This window comes from Sorangium sp. So ce1504, assembly GCF_051521635.1.
Taxonomy (GTDB): Bacteria; Myxococcota_A; Polyangia; order Polyangiales; family Polyangiaceae; genus Sorangium; species Sorangium cellulosum_B.
In genome coordinates this window covers 7,419,403-7,433,404 of the sequence record NZ_CP150365.1, presented here as the reverse complement: position 1 = coordinate 7,433,404, position 14,002 = coordinate 7,419,403, and the positions used below count along the sequence as shown (strand labels likewise).

Sequence of the window (14,002 nt, the reverse complement as noted above, 5' to 3'; positions counted from 1 at the left end):
GCCGCGGCCGGCAGCGCGTGGCTGGCATGGGGCCTGCTGGACGTGCCGCAGAGGGAGCGCGTATGCGATTCGGACTCAAGCTGGCTTCATTCGTGGGAGCGCTCGCGGGCGCGCTGCTGCCGTCGCCGGCGGCGGCGGACGACGGAGCGGGGCTCTTCGCGCTCCCGCCGAGCCGGCTCGACGCGGCGGAGGTCGCGGGGATGCCGACCTCCGAGCCGCCTGCGATGTCCGGAGCGACGTTCGTCGATCTGATGGCGCGCGCGGTGATGGCCGTGCTGTCGCCGCCTCCGTCGGAGCTCCGCGTGGCGCCGCTCGTGGGCCGAGGTGGCGGCGGAGGGCTCCGCCTCGTCCTGCCCGTGTGCGAGGACGGCTGTTCGCGTTACGCGTCCCGCGCCGTCCTCCTCGTCGCGCAGAGCGCGCCCGACTCGCCGTTTGCGTGGCTCGCCGCGGTGACCAACCGCGGCGGGCGATCGCCCGAGGGGCCGCCCGGCCTCGCGGCCGTCCGGGAAGAGGCCCGCCGCGCGCGCGCGAAGGTGCCTCAGGAGGAGGCGAACGCGCTGCCCGAGTAGGCGCGCCGGGAGACCGCCTGTGTCCTCCGTGGCCGCCGCTGAGCTGGCCTGAAGCGGAAGAGCCGAGTCGGCGCAGGACGAATGTCGCGCGGGGCGGCGGCGGTGGGCTGGACCTTCGTCTCAGGGGATCGGCGTCGGCGCGCGTTCGCCGCTCACCGCGTGGCCCGGGTCGACGTGACCGCCTCGTGGAGGGCGCGGAACATCGCCGCGAGCCTGTCCGGCTGGTAGCTGGCGTTGAGCCCGCTGGGGTTCGGCAGCACCCAGAGCCGCGTTGCGCCGAGCGTCTCTGTCTGGGGGCCGGGCACGGCGCGGGGCCTGCCGAAGGCGCCTCGATAGGCGCCAATTCCGAGCACGGCGAGGAAGCGAGGGCGGTAGCGTCGCACCGTGGTCTCGAGCCGCCGCCCGCCCGCGGCGAGCTCCTCGGCGGACAGCTCGTCCGCCGACGCGGTCGCGCGCTCGACCACGTTGGTGATCCCAACCCCCAGCTCGAGCAGCGCGCGCTCCTCGGACGGGGAGAGCACGCGATCGGTGAATCCGCCGGCGTGCAGCGCCGGCCAGAACCGGTTGCCGGGGCGGGCGAAGTTGTGCCCGACGGCGGCGGTGTAGAGGCCCGGGTTGATGCCGCAGAAGAGGACGTCGAGGTCCGGGGCGATGACGTCCGGCACCGTCTTGCCGGCGGCGGCGAGGAGCTCGTCGCGGGTGGGTCGTCGGAGGCGGGGAGGGGAGTGCACAGGCTTTCCGGGCGGGCGCAGGGCGCCGCGGCTGCAGCTTACGACGCCGCTGCGCGAAGGAGCGCGGGCGCCGAGGGCGAGGAGCGCGGGAGCCGGGGACGACGGGCGCGGCCGCAGGGGACGACGGGCGCGGCCGCCGGGGGTGACGTCGTGGGGGGGGCGAGGACGTGGATCGACGCTGGACGGGGGCGCGACAACGGATACCGTCGTGCTTTCCCCCAGATGCTGGTGCGCTCGCTCGGTCTGATCTCGGCTCTCCTCGCGGCCGCCTGCGCGCGTGCGCCCGAGCCGAGCCCGGCGACCGGCGCGGGGGCTCGGGTCGCGCGTGCGTCGGGCGCGACCGGCTCCGCCAGCGCTGCCCCGGCGGGGGCGCGCTATTTCCAGGCGCTCTCCGAGGGCGTGTTCCGGGCGACGCACGACGGACCGGCCGCGGCCGTCGCGGCGCGCGTCGTCACGGAGGGCGCGCGGATCGAGCTCGGCGGAGACGGGCGCGTCGCCGCGGCGGCGTGGGAGGCCGATCTGTGGGCGTCCGGCGAGCCGGTCGTCGGATCGCTCGCGATCGCGCCCCACCTCGGCGGGGGCTTCCTGCACTGGACCCGGCGCAGGGCGTTCCGCTCGCGCGGCTTCACGGGGCCGCTCGCGGAGGTGGCGCTCGGCGGCGGCGGCGCGGTGCGGGGCGCCCGCAACGGCCTGCGAGGCGTCGTGGTCTTCATGGAGCAGGGGCCGCGGGAGCTCCTGCCGGGCGAGGATCGGGGCCGGGCGCTCGACATGCCGGCCATCCACGATCTGGCCGCGCTGGACGCCGCGCGCGCGGCACGCCTCGACGTCTTCGGCCGCGCCGCGACGACGGCGGACGGCGGCAGGACGTGGATCGACGTCGGCCAGCGGCTCGGGATCGCCGTGCGCGCCCTGAGCGTCGCCCCGGACGCGCTCTCGCTCGACACGGCGCTCGGGCGCGTGGCCGTCCTCCCGGACGGCTCGCTCGGCCGGCCCGACGGCGATCCCCGCGCGATCTGGCAGCCGAGCGGGTCGTTCCAGCTGCTCTTCGCAGGCGCCCAGGCCGCCTCCCGCGACGCCCCCGTCCTCGACGATCTCGCGCCGCTCGCGGCGGCCATCTCCGCGGGCGCGCTCTTGCCCGACGGGACCGCGCTCGGGGTGTTCGAGGGCGGCGTCGCGCGGATCGACGTGAGCACGGGCGCGGTGCGCGAGCGGTTCTCCGGCTGGCTCCCGGACGGGCTGGGCTGCGCGCCGGTGCCGGCGAAGGACGGGCCGCTCTTCCTCTGCGTGTGGGACGATTACGACGGCTACGGCAGCTACGTCCTGCGCTCCGAGCGCGGCGAGGCGCCGCGGATGGAGCGCTCCTTCAGCGACGACGGGTTCTTCGTGGCCGACGACGGCGGCGCGCTCGGCTACGTCGGCGGCTGCGCGGCGTCGCCGCGGGTCGCCAGCGACGAGGAGCGAGATCGCCGCTACGGCGAGGTCGTGATCCACCCGAGGATCTGCGTGCGGCGCGGCCCGGACGACTGGGTCGAGCATGCGGTCGAGCTCGGCGAGTCGCAGACGCTGGTCGGCTGGGCGCCGCGCCGGGACGGGAGCGCGATCGCGCTGCTGAGGGGCGAGCGCGACGCGCGGCTGCCGCCGCCCGCCGGGGCGCCGCGGGGCCGCGACGAGGGGGGCGCGCGGGTCGTGGAGCTCCGCGGGCACCTCCCCGGCTGGTACTGGACGCCGCCCCTGCGCGACGGGACACGGGCGCTCGTCGACAGGCGCTTTCGCGCGCGCGAGGACGGCGGGGTCGACGGGTGGCTGTCGTCGGTCGAGTGGCCCGATCCCGTCGGGCAGGGGAGCCTGGGCGTCACGATCGCGGATGACGGGACGGTCTCGCCGCACGCCCTGCCGCCGGATCCGGCGGGGATGGTGGTGACCGGCGACCACGGCGTGCTCGTCACGGCCGGCACAGAGCTCTACGAGACGCTCGATCACGGCCGCACGTGGCGCGCCGCCGGGCGCTCGCCGGTGCCCCCGCCGTTGTTCCAGGGCGGGTGCTCCGCGCTCGGCTGTGCGTTGAGCGGCGTGGTGCGGCTCGGCTGGGGCGCGGGCGAGCCGTCGCCGGCCATCGCCGCCGCGCCGGGTCCCGGCTGCGGGGCGGCGGATGCCAGCCGCGCGGGCGCCGCCGGGGCGGACGCGGCGGCTTGCGTGGGCGGCGTCGGCCGGATCGACGAGCCGCCGGCGGCGCTGCCGTCGCTCTCCTGCGCGCCGGTCGAGCTGCCGGCGCTGCGCCCGCGCGCCGCGCCCGAGGCTGGTTCGGAGCGATGGACCGTGCCGACGTTGTATGGCGAGACGCTCGATGTCGTCGCCGACGCGCCGCCGCCTGGGCGCGCCGCGCAGCCAGCCGAGGAGGCGCCGCCCGCCGAGGAGGCCGCGCCCGAGGAGGCGCCGCCCAGCGGCGTGGCGTCGGGCAAGGGCGGCGCGGCGCCGGGAAAGGGAGGCCCGAAGGTCGCGGCGGTCCGGACGCACAGCGTGCTCTACCTCCCGCCGTTCGATCTGCGCGGCGAGGCGCTCCGGCTGAACGCGACCGAGCTCGCGCCGAGCGGCGGGCACGGCGGGAAGCGCAGCGCGTCGATGCCGCTGCTCGCTGCGAGCGGCGAGGTCGGGCTGCTCGTCCTCGCCGAGGCGGGCGAGCTGCTGCTCGGCCCGCAGGGCGCGCGGGCGCTCCCGGCGTTCGAGCCGCGCCGAGGTTACGCGGACACCGCGCCGGGGCGGGCCCCGGGTCTCCTGCTCGGTCCTGGCCGCGCGCTCGTGCTCGGCGAGCTCCGGCGCCGCGTGGCCGTCGAGGAGCACACGCCGGAGCCCCGGCGGCCTGCGCGCCTCCTGGCGCTCGACCGCGAGGAGCTCCGGGGCCGGCCGATGACCCTCGCGTGGCGCGACGATGGGGAGGCCGGCGTGCTGGTGCTCGACGGCTCGGCCCTCGAGATCGCGGGCGCGGCGGTGCTGGACCGCATGGGGGGGACCGCGGGCGAGGTGGTCGCGCTCGCGCCCTGGGCGACGCTGACCGCCGCCAGCGACGCGCGCTGCCGCGCCCAGAGGGGCGCGTGGCGCGCGCTCGTGGCGCTCGATCCGGAGCGCGCGCTGCGCCTCGATCGGAGGGCGCTGCCCGCGATCGCGCTCGGGAACCAGGGCCTCGCGCAGGTGCGCTGGGGGCGCGAGCGCGTCTGCCTCGAAGCGCTGCACCTCGCGGCCTCCGACTCGAGGCGGCGCGGTGAGCGCGCGGAGGACGCGGCGCTGATCGCGCGGTGGACGGCCGCGCGGGGGCAGGGGAGCGGCGCAGGACAAGGCGCGCTGCGAGCGCAGGCGACGACGCAGCGCCTCGTGTGCTCCGTGGGCGCGCGGCCCGAGGACGGCTGAGGCGCGGCGTGGATGTGGGGCAGCCGCTCCGAAGACCCCTCCGCGAGCACGATCGGCTCGGACGAATGATACGCCCGGCGGACGGATAGGTTGGTACCATCACCATTCCCAATGCACGGCGACGGGACAGAACGGTCGAAGGACATCGATAGTACAGCGTCAATGCAATTTCGTGCTCCATTCTCCCGGCAGACCAGCGCCGGGGCGGGGCTCGTGTTGCTCTACGCCGACAACTACGAGCAATTCCGTCCTGCGTACCCCGTGCTCGAGCAAGGCTCGGTCCTCGGCCGCGATCCGACCGCGGATGTGTCCGTGCCGACGCGGAGCGCTTCGCGCCATCATGCTCGGATCGAGCGGCGGGGCGGTGTCTGGCGGCTGACCGACCTCGGCGGCCGCAACGGCACGCTCTGCAACGGCGAGTTCGTCACGGAGGCGCCCATCGCGCACCTCGACCAGGTCCGGGTCGGCGACGCCATCTTCAAGTTCGTCGAGCGCGACGTCGAGAGCTACGCCCGCTACCGCATCGACGGGGCCTACGTCGAGCCTTCGGGCTCGCAGGAGGGGCCGCCGAGCTTCTCGATGGGGCGGATCGTGGGCGGCTACCAGACCCGAACCCTCGCCCGCAGCCTGTACGAGATCGCGCGCAGCGAGCTCTCGGTGCTGATCCGCGGTGAGAGCGGGACGGGAAAGGAGATCTTCGCCCAGCAGCTCCACGACTGGAGCGGCCGGCGCGGCCCGTTCCTGGCCGTCAACTGCGCCGCCATCCCCGCCGCCCTCGTCGAGGGGGAGCTCTTCGGGCACCGGCGCGGCGCGTTCTCGGGCGCCGACCGCGACAGGGCGGGCATCCTCCGCGCGGCCCACGAGGGCACGCTCTTCCTCGACGAGATCGGGGACATGCCGGCGGAAGCCCAGGCGAAGCTCCTCCGGGTGATCCAGTCGAAGGAGTTCACGCCGCTCGGCGGGACGCAGGCCGAGCGGATCGACGTGCGGATCGTCGCCGCCACGCACCGCGATCTCGACAAGCTCCAGCAGACGGGCGCCTTCCGCGCCGATCTGTTCGGCCGCCTGAACGAGCACAGCGTGACCCTGCCCCCCCTCCGCGAACGCAAGGAAGACATGTTCTTGCTCTGCACCGCGCTCGCGGCGCGCCACGGCCGGTCCGAGATCCGGCCCAGCATGGTCTCCATGACGGCCCTGCTCCACCACGATTTCCCCTACAATGTGCGGGAGCTCGAGGCGCTCCTGAAGCGCTGGGCCGCCGCAGATCGCGGCGCCGAGTTCGGCATCCAGGATCTCAGCGACAGCATCCGCGATCGGATGAAGACGTACGGGGCCCGGGGCGCTGCCCTCGCGAGCCCGCTCGTGGAGGATTCCCGCGCCACGGTCTACCCGCAGTACGACGAGGAGCCCGCGGAGGACGGAGCGTCCGCGCCGGGCGGGCCGCTGCCGCCGAGGACCACCCCGGAGGAGGGCGTGCTTCGGGATCTCCTGGCGAGGCACCAGGGGAACGTCGCCGCCGTGGCGCGCGTGCTGGGGAGGGATCGCGTGCAGGTGCACCGCTGGATGAGGCGGTACAACCTCAAGGCCGACACGTTTCGCGGGTAGCATCGCGCTCGGCGCCGCGCAGAGCGGCACCACTCGCGCCCGCCGAGGCCCGCACCCGCATGACCGCCGAAGATGTCGTGGCTCCTCTCCTCGCCGCGCTCGCGCTCGCGGCGTGCGGCGCGGCCGAGCCGGCGGCCGCGCCTCCCGGCGCGCTCGAACCGCCTCCCCGCGCCACCTCGACCGTCGCGCTCGGCCCGGCCCGGTACGTCGCGCAGGCCGACCTCGGCCTGGTCGAACGCGTGGTCATCGACGGCCGGGAGGTCGACAGGGCGATCGTCAACGGCCAGCGCGCCGAGCTGCACGGCCTCGATCGGCTCGAGCCGCTGGGCGCGGACCGCGTGGTGCTTGCCGGCGGCGCGGCGTTCCCCGCGTGGGCCCGGCCCGGCGCGCGCGCCGTCGGCGCCGCGCGCTACCTGTTCTGGAGCGGCGGCGACCTCTACGCCGCCGAGAGCTTCGGCGGGGAGCTCCGCAAGCTCGCGACCCTGCCGGGCGACGTCGCCAGCGCGTTCCCATGGCTCGACGGCATCGGGCTGCTCACCGCGGCCGGGAGCTTCGTCGTCCAGGGCGCGAGCGGCGCGCTGCGGCCGCTCGGCTCGCCGTCCCTCGTCGCGGCCGCGGCGGCCAGCGAGCGCCGCGCGCTCGTCCTGACGGTCTTCGGGCGCGCGCTCCTCACGCTGGACGCGGGCGCTTCGTACCGCGACGTGACGGCGGAGCTCGGCGATGCGATCGCGCTCGACGTCCGCGGCGAGGAGATCGTCGCCTCGCTGGCCTTCGGCCTCGAGCGCGCCGTCGAGCCGAGCGGTCGCCTCGGCGAGCCCCGCGCGCGGCGCGCGCCGCCGGCGGCCGGCGTCGATCCCGGGTGGCTCGGCCGCGCGCCCTTCCAGCAGCTCGCGGACGCCGTCGCGTCGGGCCTGCCGCTCGCCGACGGCGGGGCCGCGCTCGCCGTGGACGGACTCATCGGCCGCGTCGACCTCGCCACCGGCCGCGCCTCGTCCGTCGCGCCGCTCCCGCCCGGCAGCGGCGAGTGCGCGCCGTTCCGCGCGAGCGACGCGCTGCTCGCGGTCTGCGCCGGCCCGGAGCGCGCGAGCGTCGTCGACCTCTCCAGCGACGCGCGCGCGCTCCGCGTCGAGCGCTCGTTCGAGCTCCTGCCCGAGCCGGCGCGGGAGACCGATCGCTTCGTCGGCGTCGACGGCGAGGCGCTCGGTTACGTGGGGCCATGCGAGGGGCGGCCGAGGCCGCGGATCGATCTCCGCGCGCTCTCTCAAGGGGCGCTCGGCGGCGACGCGACGCAACAGAGCGCGGTGTTCTGCGTGCGGCGCGGGCCGGGGGACTGGGTCGAGCACCGCCTCGACGCGGCGGACGCGAGCGACGTCCTCGCCTGGATCCCGCGCCGCGGCGGGGGCGCGGTCGCGCTCATCGCGCGCCCCGGCACGTTCCTGCCGGACGGCGAGCGCGTCGAGGTGCGCGGCGCGCTGCGCGTCGTGCGGCTCGCGCGGGGCGAGCCGCCGCTCCTCTGGCCTCCGTATGGCGAGGAGCGGGCGGAGCTGCTCTCGCGCGCGCTCGCCGCGCGCGCGGACGGCGCCATCGAGGGCTGGCTCCCCGTGCACGGCTACGCGGCCGATCCCGCGCCGATCACGATCGACCCCGCCGGCCGGCTGCGCCGCCACGCCGTGCCGGCGCGCGCGCGCTCGATCGCGGCGTCGGGCCCCTTCGCGCTCGCCGAGACCGAGGACGGCGGGCTCTTCGAGACGATCGATCGAGGGCAGCGGTGGGCGCCCGTCGCGCCGCCGCCGGGCGGCGGGGCCGCGCGCCTCAACGCCTGCTCGGCGGTGGGCTGCAGCCTCGGCACGTTCCTCCGGCTCGGGTGGGCGTCGGCCCCGCGCTCCGGCGGCGGCAGCGTCGGAGGCCGCGCCGCGTCGCCGCCCGGCGCGGTCCTGGCGGAGCCGCCCCCTGCGCGGCCCGCGCCGGATCGCGACAGAGCGGCGCGGCCTCCGGCGCCGCCGCCCCTCGCGTGGCTCGCCTGCAGCTTCGCGGGGCCGCTCGACGCCGCGCGCGTGCCGGAGTCGTCCGGGTTCGGCGCCGTCGCCGCGCCGCCCTCGCGCATGGCGGGTACGCTGCGGCTCGGCACCCTCGGGATGCTGACGCTGCCGTCGTTCAACGTTGGCCAGTCGGGCAGCGTCGGCCTGTCGGGCCCCTCCTTTGCCGATGCGGAGCTCGCGTGGATCGCGCCGCTCGACCTGCGCGCCGAGATCCACCGCGCCACCGTTCCGGTCGCGAGCGCCGGGCTGCTCCAGCTCGCGTACCGGCCCTACGAGGCGCCGATCGGGCTCGTCATCGATCGCGACGGTCGCGTGGCCCCGGTCGCGGCCGGCCCGGCGGAGGCGTGCCTCGCCGGCCTGCTGGACGCCGCGCGCGTCACGCGGCCGGTCGGCGGCTGCGCCCCCCAGCCCGCGATCGGCGTCGATCTCGGCGATCGCGCGGTGTTCCTGAGCCCGCGGCACGACGGCCTCGCGGTGAGCTCGGTCGACCTCCGCGGCGCGCGCGGCGAGGCTCCTCTCGCGCGGCTCGCGGGCGGCGGGCCGCCTCCGGCGATCCGGGAGCTCCACGTGCAGCGCACCGCGCGCGCGACGGCGGCGCAGCGGGCGCGCTTCGCCTTCGGCGCAGGCGCGCGCGCGGGCGCGCCCGTCTTCGTGGCGGTGGCAGGAGACGGCGGCGCGGTGCTCTCACCGGTCGACCCCGTGCTCGGCACCCTGGGCCACGAGGAAGCCCTCGCCCCGCTCGGAGCGCTCGGCGCGGGCGGGAACCCCGCCTGCGCGCCGCGCGGCGGAGAGGCGCGCGTGGTCCTGTCGTTCGATACGGAGATCGGCCTCGTGCCCGGCGCGCTGCCGGGGATCACCGCGGCCGGGACGGCCGGCGTCGCGGTGATCCGGTGGTCGCGCGAGCGCGCGTGCCTCGACGCCGTGGAGCTCGTCGTGCGCGACGAGCGCTACGAGGGCGGCCTCGGCTTCTACGAGCCGCCCGGCGTCGTGAAGAAGCTCATCGCGCGCTTCGCTGGGCCGCCGCCCGCGGCGCCGCTCGGCGCGTACGCGAAGGGCGGGCGCGGCGGGCCGAGCCCCGCGCCCGCGCGGCGGAGCGAGCCGGCGCAGGGCGCCGGCGGAGGCACGCTCGCCCTCGTCATGTACGGCCAGGAGAGCCGACAGCCGGTGCAGTGCAAGGCGGTCGTGAGGGTGCGCTGAGGCGCGTGTGCCAGCGGCGAGCGCGACGAGGTCCTCGGCGAAACCTCCGAAGAGCCAGCCGACGAAGCCGGGGTCGGGCGCTGCGGTAGCCGTGAGCGTGGAGCGCGACGGCGCGCCGCTCGCGCCCCCCTCGGAGGCGAGTGCCCCGGCCGCGCAGAGCGGTCCGCGCACCCGCCTCGGCACCGGCGTCACGAAGCCAGTCGATGCGCGCATCGACTGGGCGAGCCAGCTTCGCGGGGCCGCGCAAATGGGTCTCGCGGCGAATGCGGCTCGCGCCCGCCGCCGTCACCCCGGGCTGTCGTCGATGCGGGGCAGCGCCGCGATCGCCTCGTCGATGCGATCGAGCGTCCCGGCGAACACGAGGGACGGCCTGTGGTCGCGGGCTCTCAGGTCGCTCGCCTCGTGCGCCGGCTCGGGCGCGAGATACGGGCCTTCGATCGCGATCGAGAGCACCTCGCCGGTCGCGCGCAGGCGCGTGAGCGTGAAACGCTCGCTGGGAAACGCGTGCGGCGGCGGCATCCCATTCCACCACGCGGCGAAGGGATCCTCGTCGTCGTTGTCATCGCGATCATCGGCGGCGGTCGTCGGCCAGCCATCGCGGCCGTAGACCTCCGGCTCCGCGACTGGCTGCCCATAGAGGAGCAGGAGCTGGCCTTCGCCGAGGTCCAGCACGACCGCCGGTGACAGCGCGCTGTGGCCAGCGTCGAGCTCCACCGCGCGGCTCGTCTCCACGCGCAGCTCCTCGACCTCGGCGGCGCGGAGGTCCTCGTCCCAGCGCGCCCGCGCTTCCCGGGATGCGGCGCGGTAGCCGAGGAGCGCGAGCGCGCCGAGCACCGCGCCGAGTCCCAGCCCGACGACGGGGCCGATCGTCCGCCAATGCCCGTCGATCCGCAACGCCAGCAAGGCCGCGAGCAGCGCGCACCCGAACACGACGCACCCGAGCAGCACGAGCGCGACCCGCGACTCGCCCCGCGTCGGCCGGCGCAGCCGCGCCAGCGCTCGCGCGCGCTCCAGCTCGTCGGGGCGCATCGGCCGTCGGAGGAGGACGTGCTTGCTCAAGCTGCCCTCATAACAAACCGGGCGCGCCCTGATAAGCCCGGTGACCGGGCAAGCGGGTGTCTGATGCGCCAAAACAAAAACAGCTCGCCAGGCGCCGTCCCCGCGGGGCTTGACACGGGCGAAAGTTCTACGGTTTCCTATCCGCTCGAGGGCTTCCGGCTGGGGCAGGTCGCGACGACGCCGGCGCCGCGCCCCTCGAGGGAGGGGCGCGCTCGCCTCGTTACGCTGTCATTGTGTACCGCGACCTACCGAATTGCTTCTCGACATCGTAGTGCCGTGTTACGGCTGTCGCGACGCATGCGGTACCCGATCAACTGGGTCATCGGCTTCATCCTCCTCCTGGTCGCCGGCGGCGTGGTGGGCGGCGTCATGGTCTTCGTCTTCGGGCTGAAGGTGGTCCGTCGACTCACGTGGAGCCGTGAACGGGAGCTGAGGCGGCGACTTCGAGAGGCATCGGCCGTCGTCGAGAGCTGTTCCCGCATCACGGAGGCGGGGCATTGCGCGCTCGTCCTCTCCTTCTCGCCGACCGAAGCCGAGACGTACCGCGACGCGCAGACCCTCACGCTCCGCGGAATGACCGTGCTCCATCCCTTGGCCATCGAGCGGGCCGAGTCGGCGCGTACGCTCCCCATTCGATTCGATCCCGTCTCGCCGTCGACTATCGTGGTCGATACTGCGAGCATCGTCGCCGAAGGGGCGGAGTCCTTCGAGCGCGAGGCCTACATCGAATACGGTCGCGGGGGCTGGAAGGCCGCCTAGTGCCGCCGGCCCGAAGTCTGGGCAGACTTCGGGCCGGCGGCACTACACCACGCTGGGGGGAGCGGGAGTGTCAGGGACCGCTATTCTCGCGCGCGCGGCGCCCATGACATAGCTGAGCGCGGCGCCCGTCGTCGCGGTAGAATCTCTCGCTGTGCGCCGCCTCCCCCTCCGCTATGCGTGCGATCTCTCCTGGGAGGAGATGACGGGAACCGAGCGCGCTCGCCATTGCGCGGTGTGCGCTCGAACCGTCCATAACCTCTCGACCATGACCGAGGCGAAGGCCATGGCTACCCTGCTCGTGTTCGGCGCAAGCGGGATCTGCGTCCGCTTCGATCACGACGCTTCGGGGGAAATCCTCCATGCGAAGGCTCCTCCACCTGCGCCGCCTCCGCGGCCCGCCGCGGTTGTCTCCTCGGGGCTCTTGGCCGCTGCGATCAGCGTCGCCGCGTGCGGCCCTGCGGTTCCTGCCGCGCCGTCGCCGGAGACAGCTCCGCGGGACGCGCCTCCCACCGCCGCTGGATTTGATCCGCGGGCTGCTCCGGTGAGCGGACCCGAGCAGCAGAGAGAGCCCGTCGCGCCTCTCGCCGCAACGGTGGGGCCCGGGGAGGGCGGCCGCGCGACGGAGCCCTCACCCGCGCGCACGGATAGCGACGACGACGGCATTCCGGATCCGGGTGACGCATGCCCGTCCGTCTCTGGAGCGCCGTCGGACGATCCTACGAAAAATGGCTGCCCCAGAATGGTCGTTGTGACCACGCTAGGAATTCCGATCGTCCCCCTCTTGCAGTTTGACTTCGGCAAATACGCGATCCAACCTGCCAACCGTTCAACCATCGAAGAGATCGCGAAGGTGATGAGCGAGCACCCCGAGATCATTCGCGTCGCCGTTCGGGGGCACACCGACGCCAAGGAGCCGCGTCCAGGGAAGCTTGCGACGGCGAGGGCGAACGCGGTGGTCGACGCGCTCGTCAAGCTGAAGGTCGACAGGGCACGCCTTGTGGTTGAAGCCCCCGGCGCCGAAGAGCCTCTCGACACCAACAACACCGATCAAGGCCGAGCGCGTAACCGTCGCGTCGACTTCAAAATCCGCGAGCAGACGAGCTGCCCGAGCCCAAGCGCCACGTCGAGCGTGGCGGACCCCAATTGAAGAGGTCGAAGCGACCAGGCGGTTATTCTATTGGAATCCTCACGGCGCGCGGCGGCGCCACGACGCAAAGGACGACTGGGAGAAGCCATGCACGCGAAGACATGGCTGCCGCGGCTCGCCCCGCTGGTCGTCGCCGCGGGGATATCGCCGGTAGCTCACGGTGGTGACTTCGCTCACAACAAGGTTATCTAACCTCTTAATTTTTCTGGGATTTCCTCACGGGAGCGAGATCGCACAGGAGAGGTGATGTCCACTCGACTCGCCCAAAGTCTGGAAAGACTGAAGTTTTCTGACATCCACAAAAGCGCTTGGACTTCCTACCCGCACATCTCGGCCTCGGAGCGGCGGTACACGATCGCCACGTCGACCCCGAGCAGCGCCAGCTCGTGCGCGACGTCGAGCGCCGTGTTGCCGCCGCCGACGACGGCCGCGCGCCGGACGCCCGCGAGATCGAGGTGCGGATCGGCCTTGAGCCGCTCGATGAACGCGGTCGCGCCCACCACGCCCTCGCCGTCCTCCCCGGGGACGCCGAGGCGCGCGTCGGCGCCGAGGCCGAGCCCCAGGAAGACCGCGTCGTAGCCCGCGAGCAGGTCGCTCGCCGAGATCTCCCCCGGCGCGGTCGCCCGCTCGACGACCGCGACGCCCGTGCGGAGCTCGACGTCCCCGAGCGACAGCACCCACTCGAGCTCGCGGAGCGCCTCGTGCCCCTTCATCTTGTAGGGCGCGATCCCGAGCGTGTTCAGGCCGCCGGGGATCGACCGCTGCTCGAAGATCACGGCGCGGTGCCCCTCGAGGGCGAGGTAGCCCGCCGCGGCGATCGATGCGGGCCCCGCGCCCACGAGCGCGACGCTCCTGCCCACGTCGTGGTTGCGGAGGGGGGCTTCACGCGCGCCGACGATACCGGCGTCACCTTTCACGAGGAGCGCGCCCCCTCGCGCGAGGAGGTCGCTGGCATCGCCGCGCGCGTCGCGAAGCGCATGACGCGGTGGCGAAGGCGGCGCGGTCTCGTCGACGAGCGCCCCGCGGCCTCGGAGGCGAGTGCCCCGGCCGCGCAGAGCGGTCCGCGCACCCGCCTCGGCACCGGCGTCACGAAGCCAGTCGGTGCGCGCATCGACTGGGCGAGCCTGCGCCGTAGGGTGTACCTCGAGGACGTGTTGGCCTGCCCGTGTGGCGGGCGGCGGAGGCTCGTGGCCGACATCTCCGAGCGCGAGGTCATCGTCGCCCTCCTCAAGCATCTCGGGCTCCCGAGCGAGGCGCCTCCCATCGCGCGTGCGCGGAGCCCGAGCTGCGAAGCGGCGTGAGCGCCGCAGGCGAAGCCCCCTGGCGCCCGCAACGCCGGCGTCGAGGCCGACGTGCGCCCGCGGCGCTGCCCGCGCCACAGGTTCGGGGCAAACGCGCTCGGTCGCGCAGCGCCGACCGACCCGAGGCGCCCCGACAACCGGCGACTGGGCGGTAGAAGGGGCATTCGCCACGAGGAGCGTGGCCTGTGGTGGG

The 14,002-nt window shown here is 75.1% G+C and carries 10 protein-coding genes; 7 read left to right on the top strand and 3 right to left on the bottom strand.

The genetic code is table 11. The annotated features are described in order from the left end of the window. The first annotated feature begins 62 nt into the window (after nucleotides 1–62). Complete coding sequence (locus tag WMF39_RS27940) at nucleotides 63–569, top strand: hypothetical protein (RefSeq protein WP_437739525.1); 507 nt, start codon at nucleotides 63–65, stop codon at nucleotides 567–569. 152 nt (nucleotides 570–721) lie between these two features. Here WMF39_RS27940 and mug read toward each other — a convergent pair whose 3' ends face one another. Beyond that, complete coding sequence (gene mug / locus WMF39_RS27935) at nucleotides 722–1,234, bottom strand: G/U mismatch-specific DNA glycosylase (RefSeq protein WP_437748042.1); 513 nt, start codon at nucleotides 1,232–1,234, stop codon at nucleotides 722–724. A gap of 60 nt (nucleotides 1,235–1,294) precedes the next feature. On the opposite strand from mug, the gene WMF39_RS27930 reads away from it, so the two are divergent. From WMF39_RS27930 to WMF39_RS27920, 3 genes are all read left to right on the top strand, one after another. Further along, nucleotides 1,295–4,702, top strand: coding sequence for a hypothetical protein (locus WMF39_RS27930; RefSeq protein ID WP_437739524.1), 3,408 nt, complete (start codon nucleotides 1,295–1,297; stop codon nucleotides 4,700–4,702). Between the two features lie 162 nt (nucleotides 4,703–4,864). Beyond that, entirely contained in the window at nucleotides 4,865–6,307 is a 1,443-nt protein-coding gene (locus WMF39_RS27925; protein ID WP_437739523.1) for a sigma 54-interacting transcriptional regulator, read from the top strand. Between the two features lie 59 nt (nucleotides 6,308–6,366). After that, nucleotides 6,367–9,543, top strand: a complete 3,177-nt coding sequence (locus tag WMF39_RS27920) for a hypothetical protein (protein WP_437739522.1) — start codon at nucleotides 6,367–6,369, stop codon at nucleotides 9,541–9,543. A gap of 285 nt (nucleotides 9,544–9,828) precedes the next feature. Here WMF39_RS27920 and WMF39_RS27915 read toward each other — a convergent pair whose 3' ends face one another. Next, complete coding sequence (locus tag WMF39_RS27915) at nucleotides 9,829–10,602, bottom strand: hypothetical protein (RefSeq protein ID WP_437739521.1); 774 nt, start codon at nucleotides 10,600–10,602, stop codon at nucleotides 9,829–9,831. A gap of 297 nt (nucleotides 10,603–10,899) precedes the next feature. Between WMF39_RS27915 and WMF39_RS27910 the strand changes: the two genes are divergently transcribed. Then, nucleotides 10,900–11,361, top strand: a complete 462-nt coding sequence (locus WMF39_RS27910; protein WP_437739520.1) for a hypothetical protein — start codon at nucleotides 10,900–10,902, stop codon at nucleotides 11,359–11,361. A 265-nt stretch (nucleotides 11,362–11,626) separates the two neighbouring features. After that, the gene (locus tag WMF39_RS27905; RefSeq protein WP_437739519.1) at nucleotides 11,627–12,508 is read left to right on the top strand and encodes an OmpA family protein; all 882 of its coding nucleotides are present in this window, start codon (nucleotides 11,627–11,629) and stop codon (nucleotides 12,506–12,508) included. Nucleotides 12,509–12,825: 317 nt separating this feature from the next. Here the strand turns inward: WMF39_RS27905 and WMF39_RS27900 are convergent, their stop codons facing one another. Continuing rightward, entirely contained in the window at nucleotides 12,826–13,368 is a 543-nt protein-coding gene (locus tag WMF39_RS27900; RefSeq protein ID WP_437739518.1) for an FAD-dependent oxidoreductase, read from the bottom strand. Nucleotides 13,369–13,371: 3 nt separating this feature from the next. Here WMF39_RS27900 and WMF39_RS27895 point away from each other — a divergent pair, with 3 nt between their 5' ends. Beyond that, the gene (locus WMF39_RS27895) at nucleotides 13,372–13,809 is read left to right on the top strand and encodes a hypothetical protein (RefSeq protein WP_437739517.1); all 438 of its coding nucleotides are present in this window, start codon (nucleotides 13,372–13,374) and stop codon (nucleotides 13,807–13,809) included. The last annotated feature ends 193 nt before the right edge of the window (nucleotides 13,810–14,002 follow it).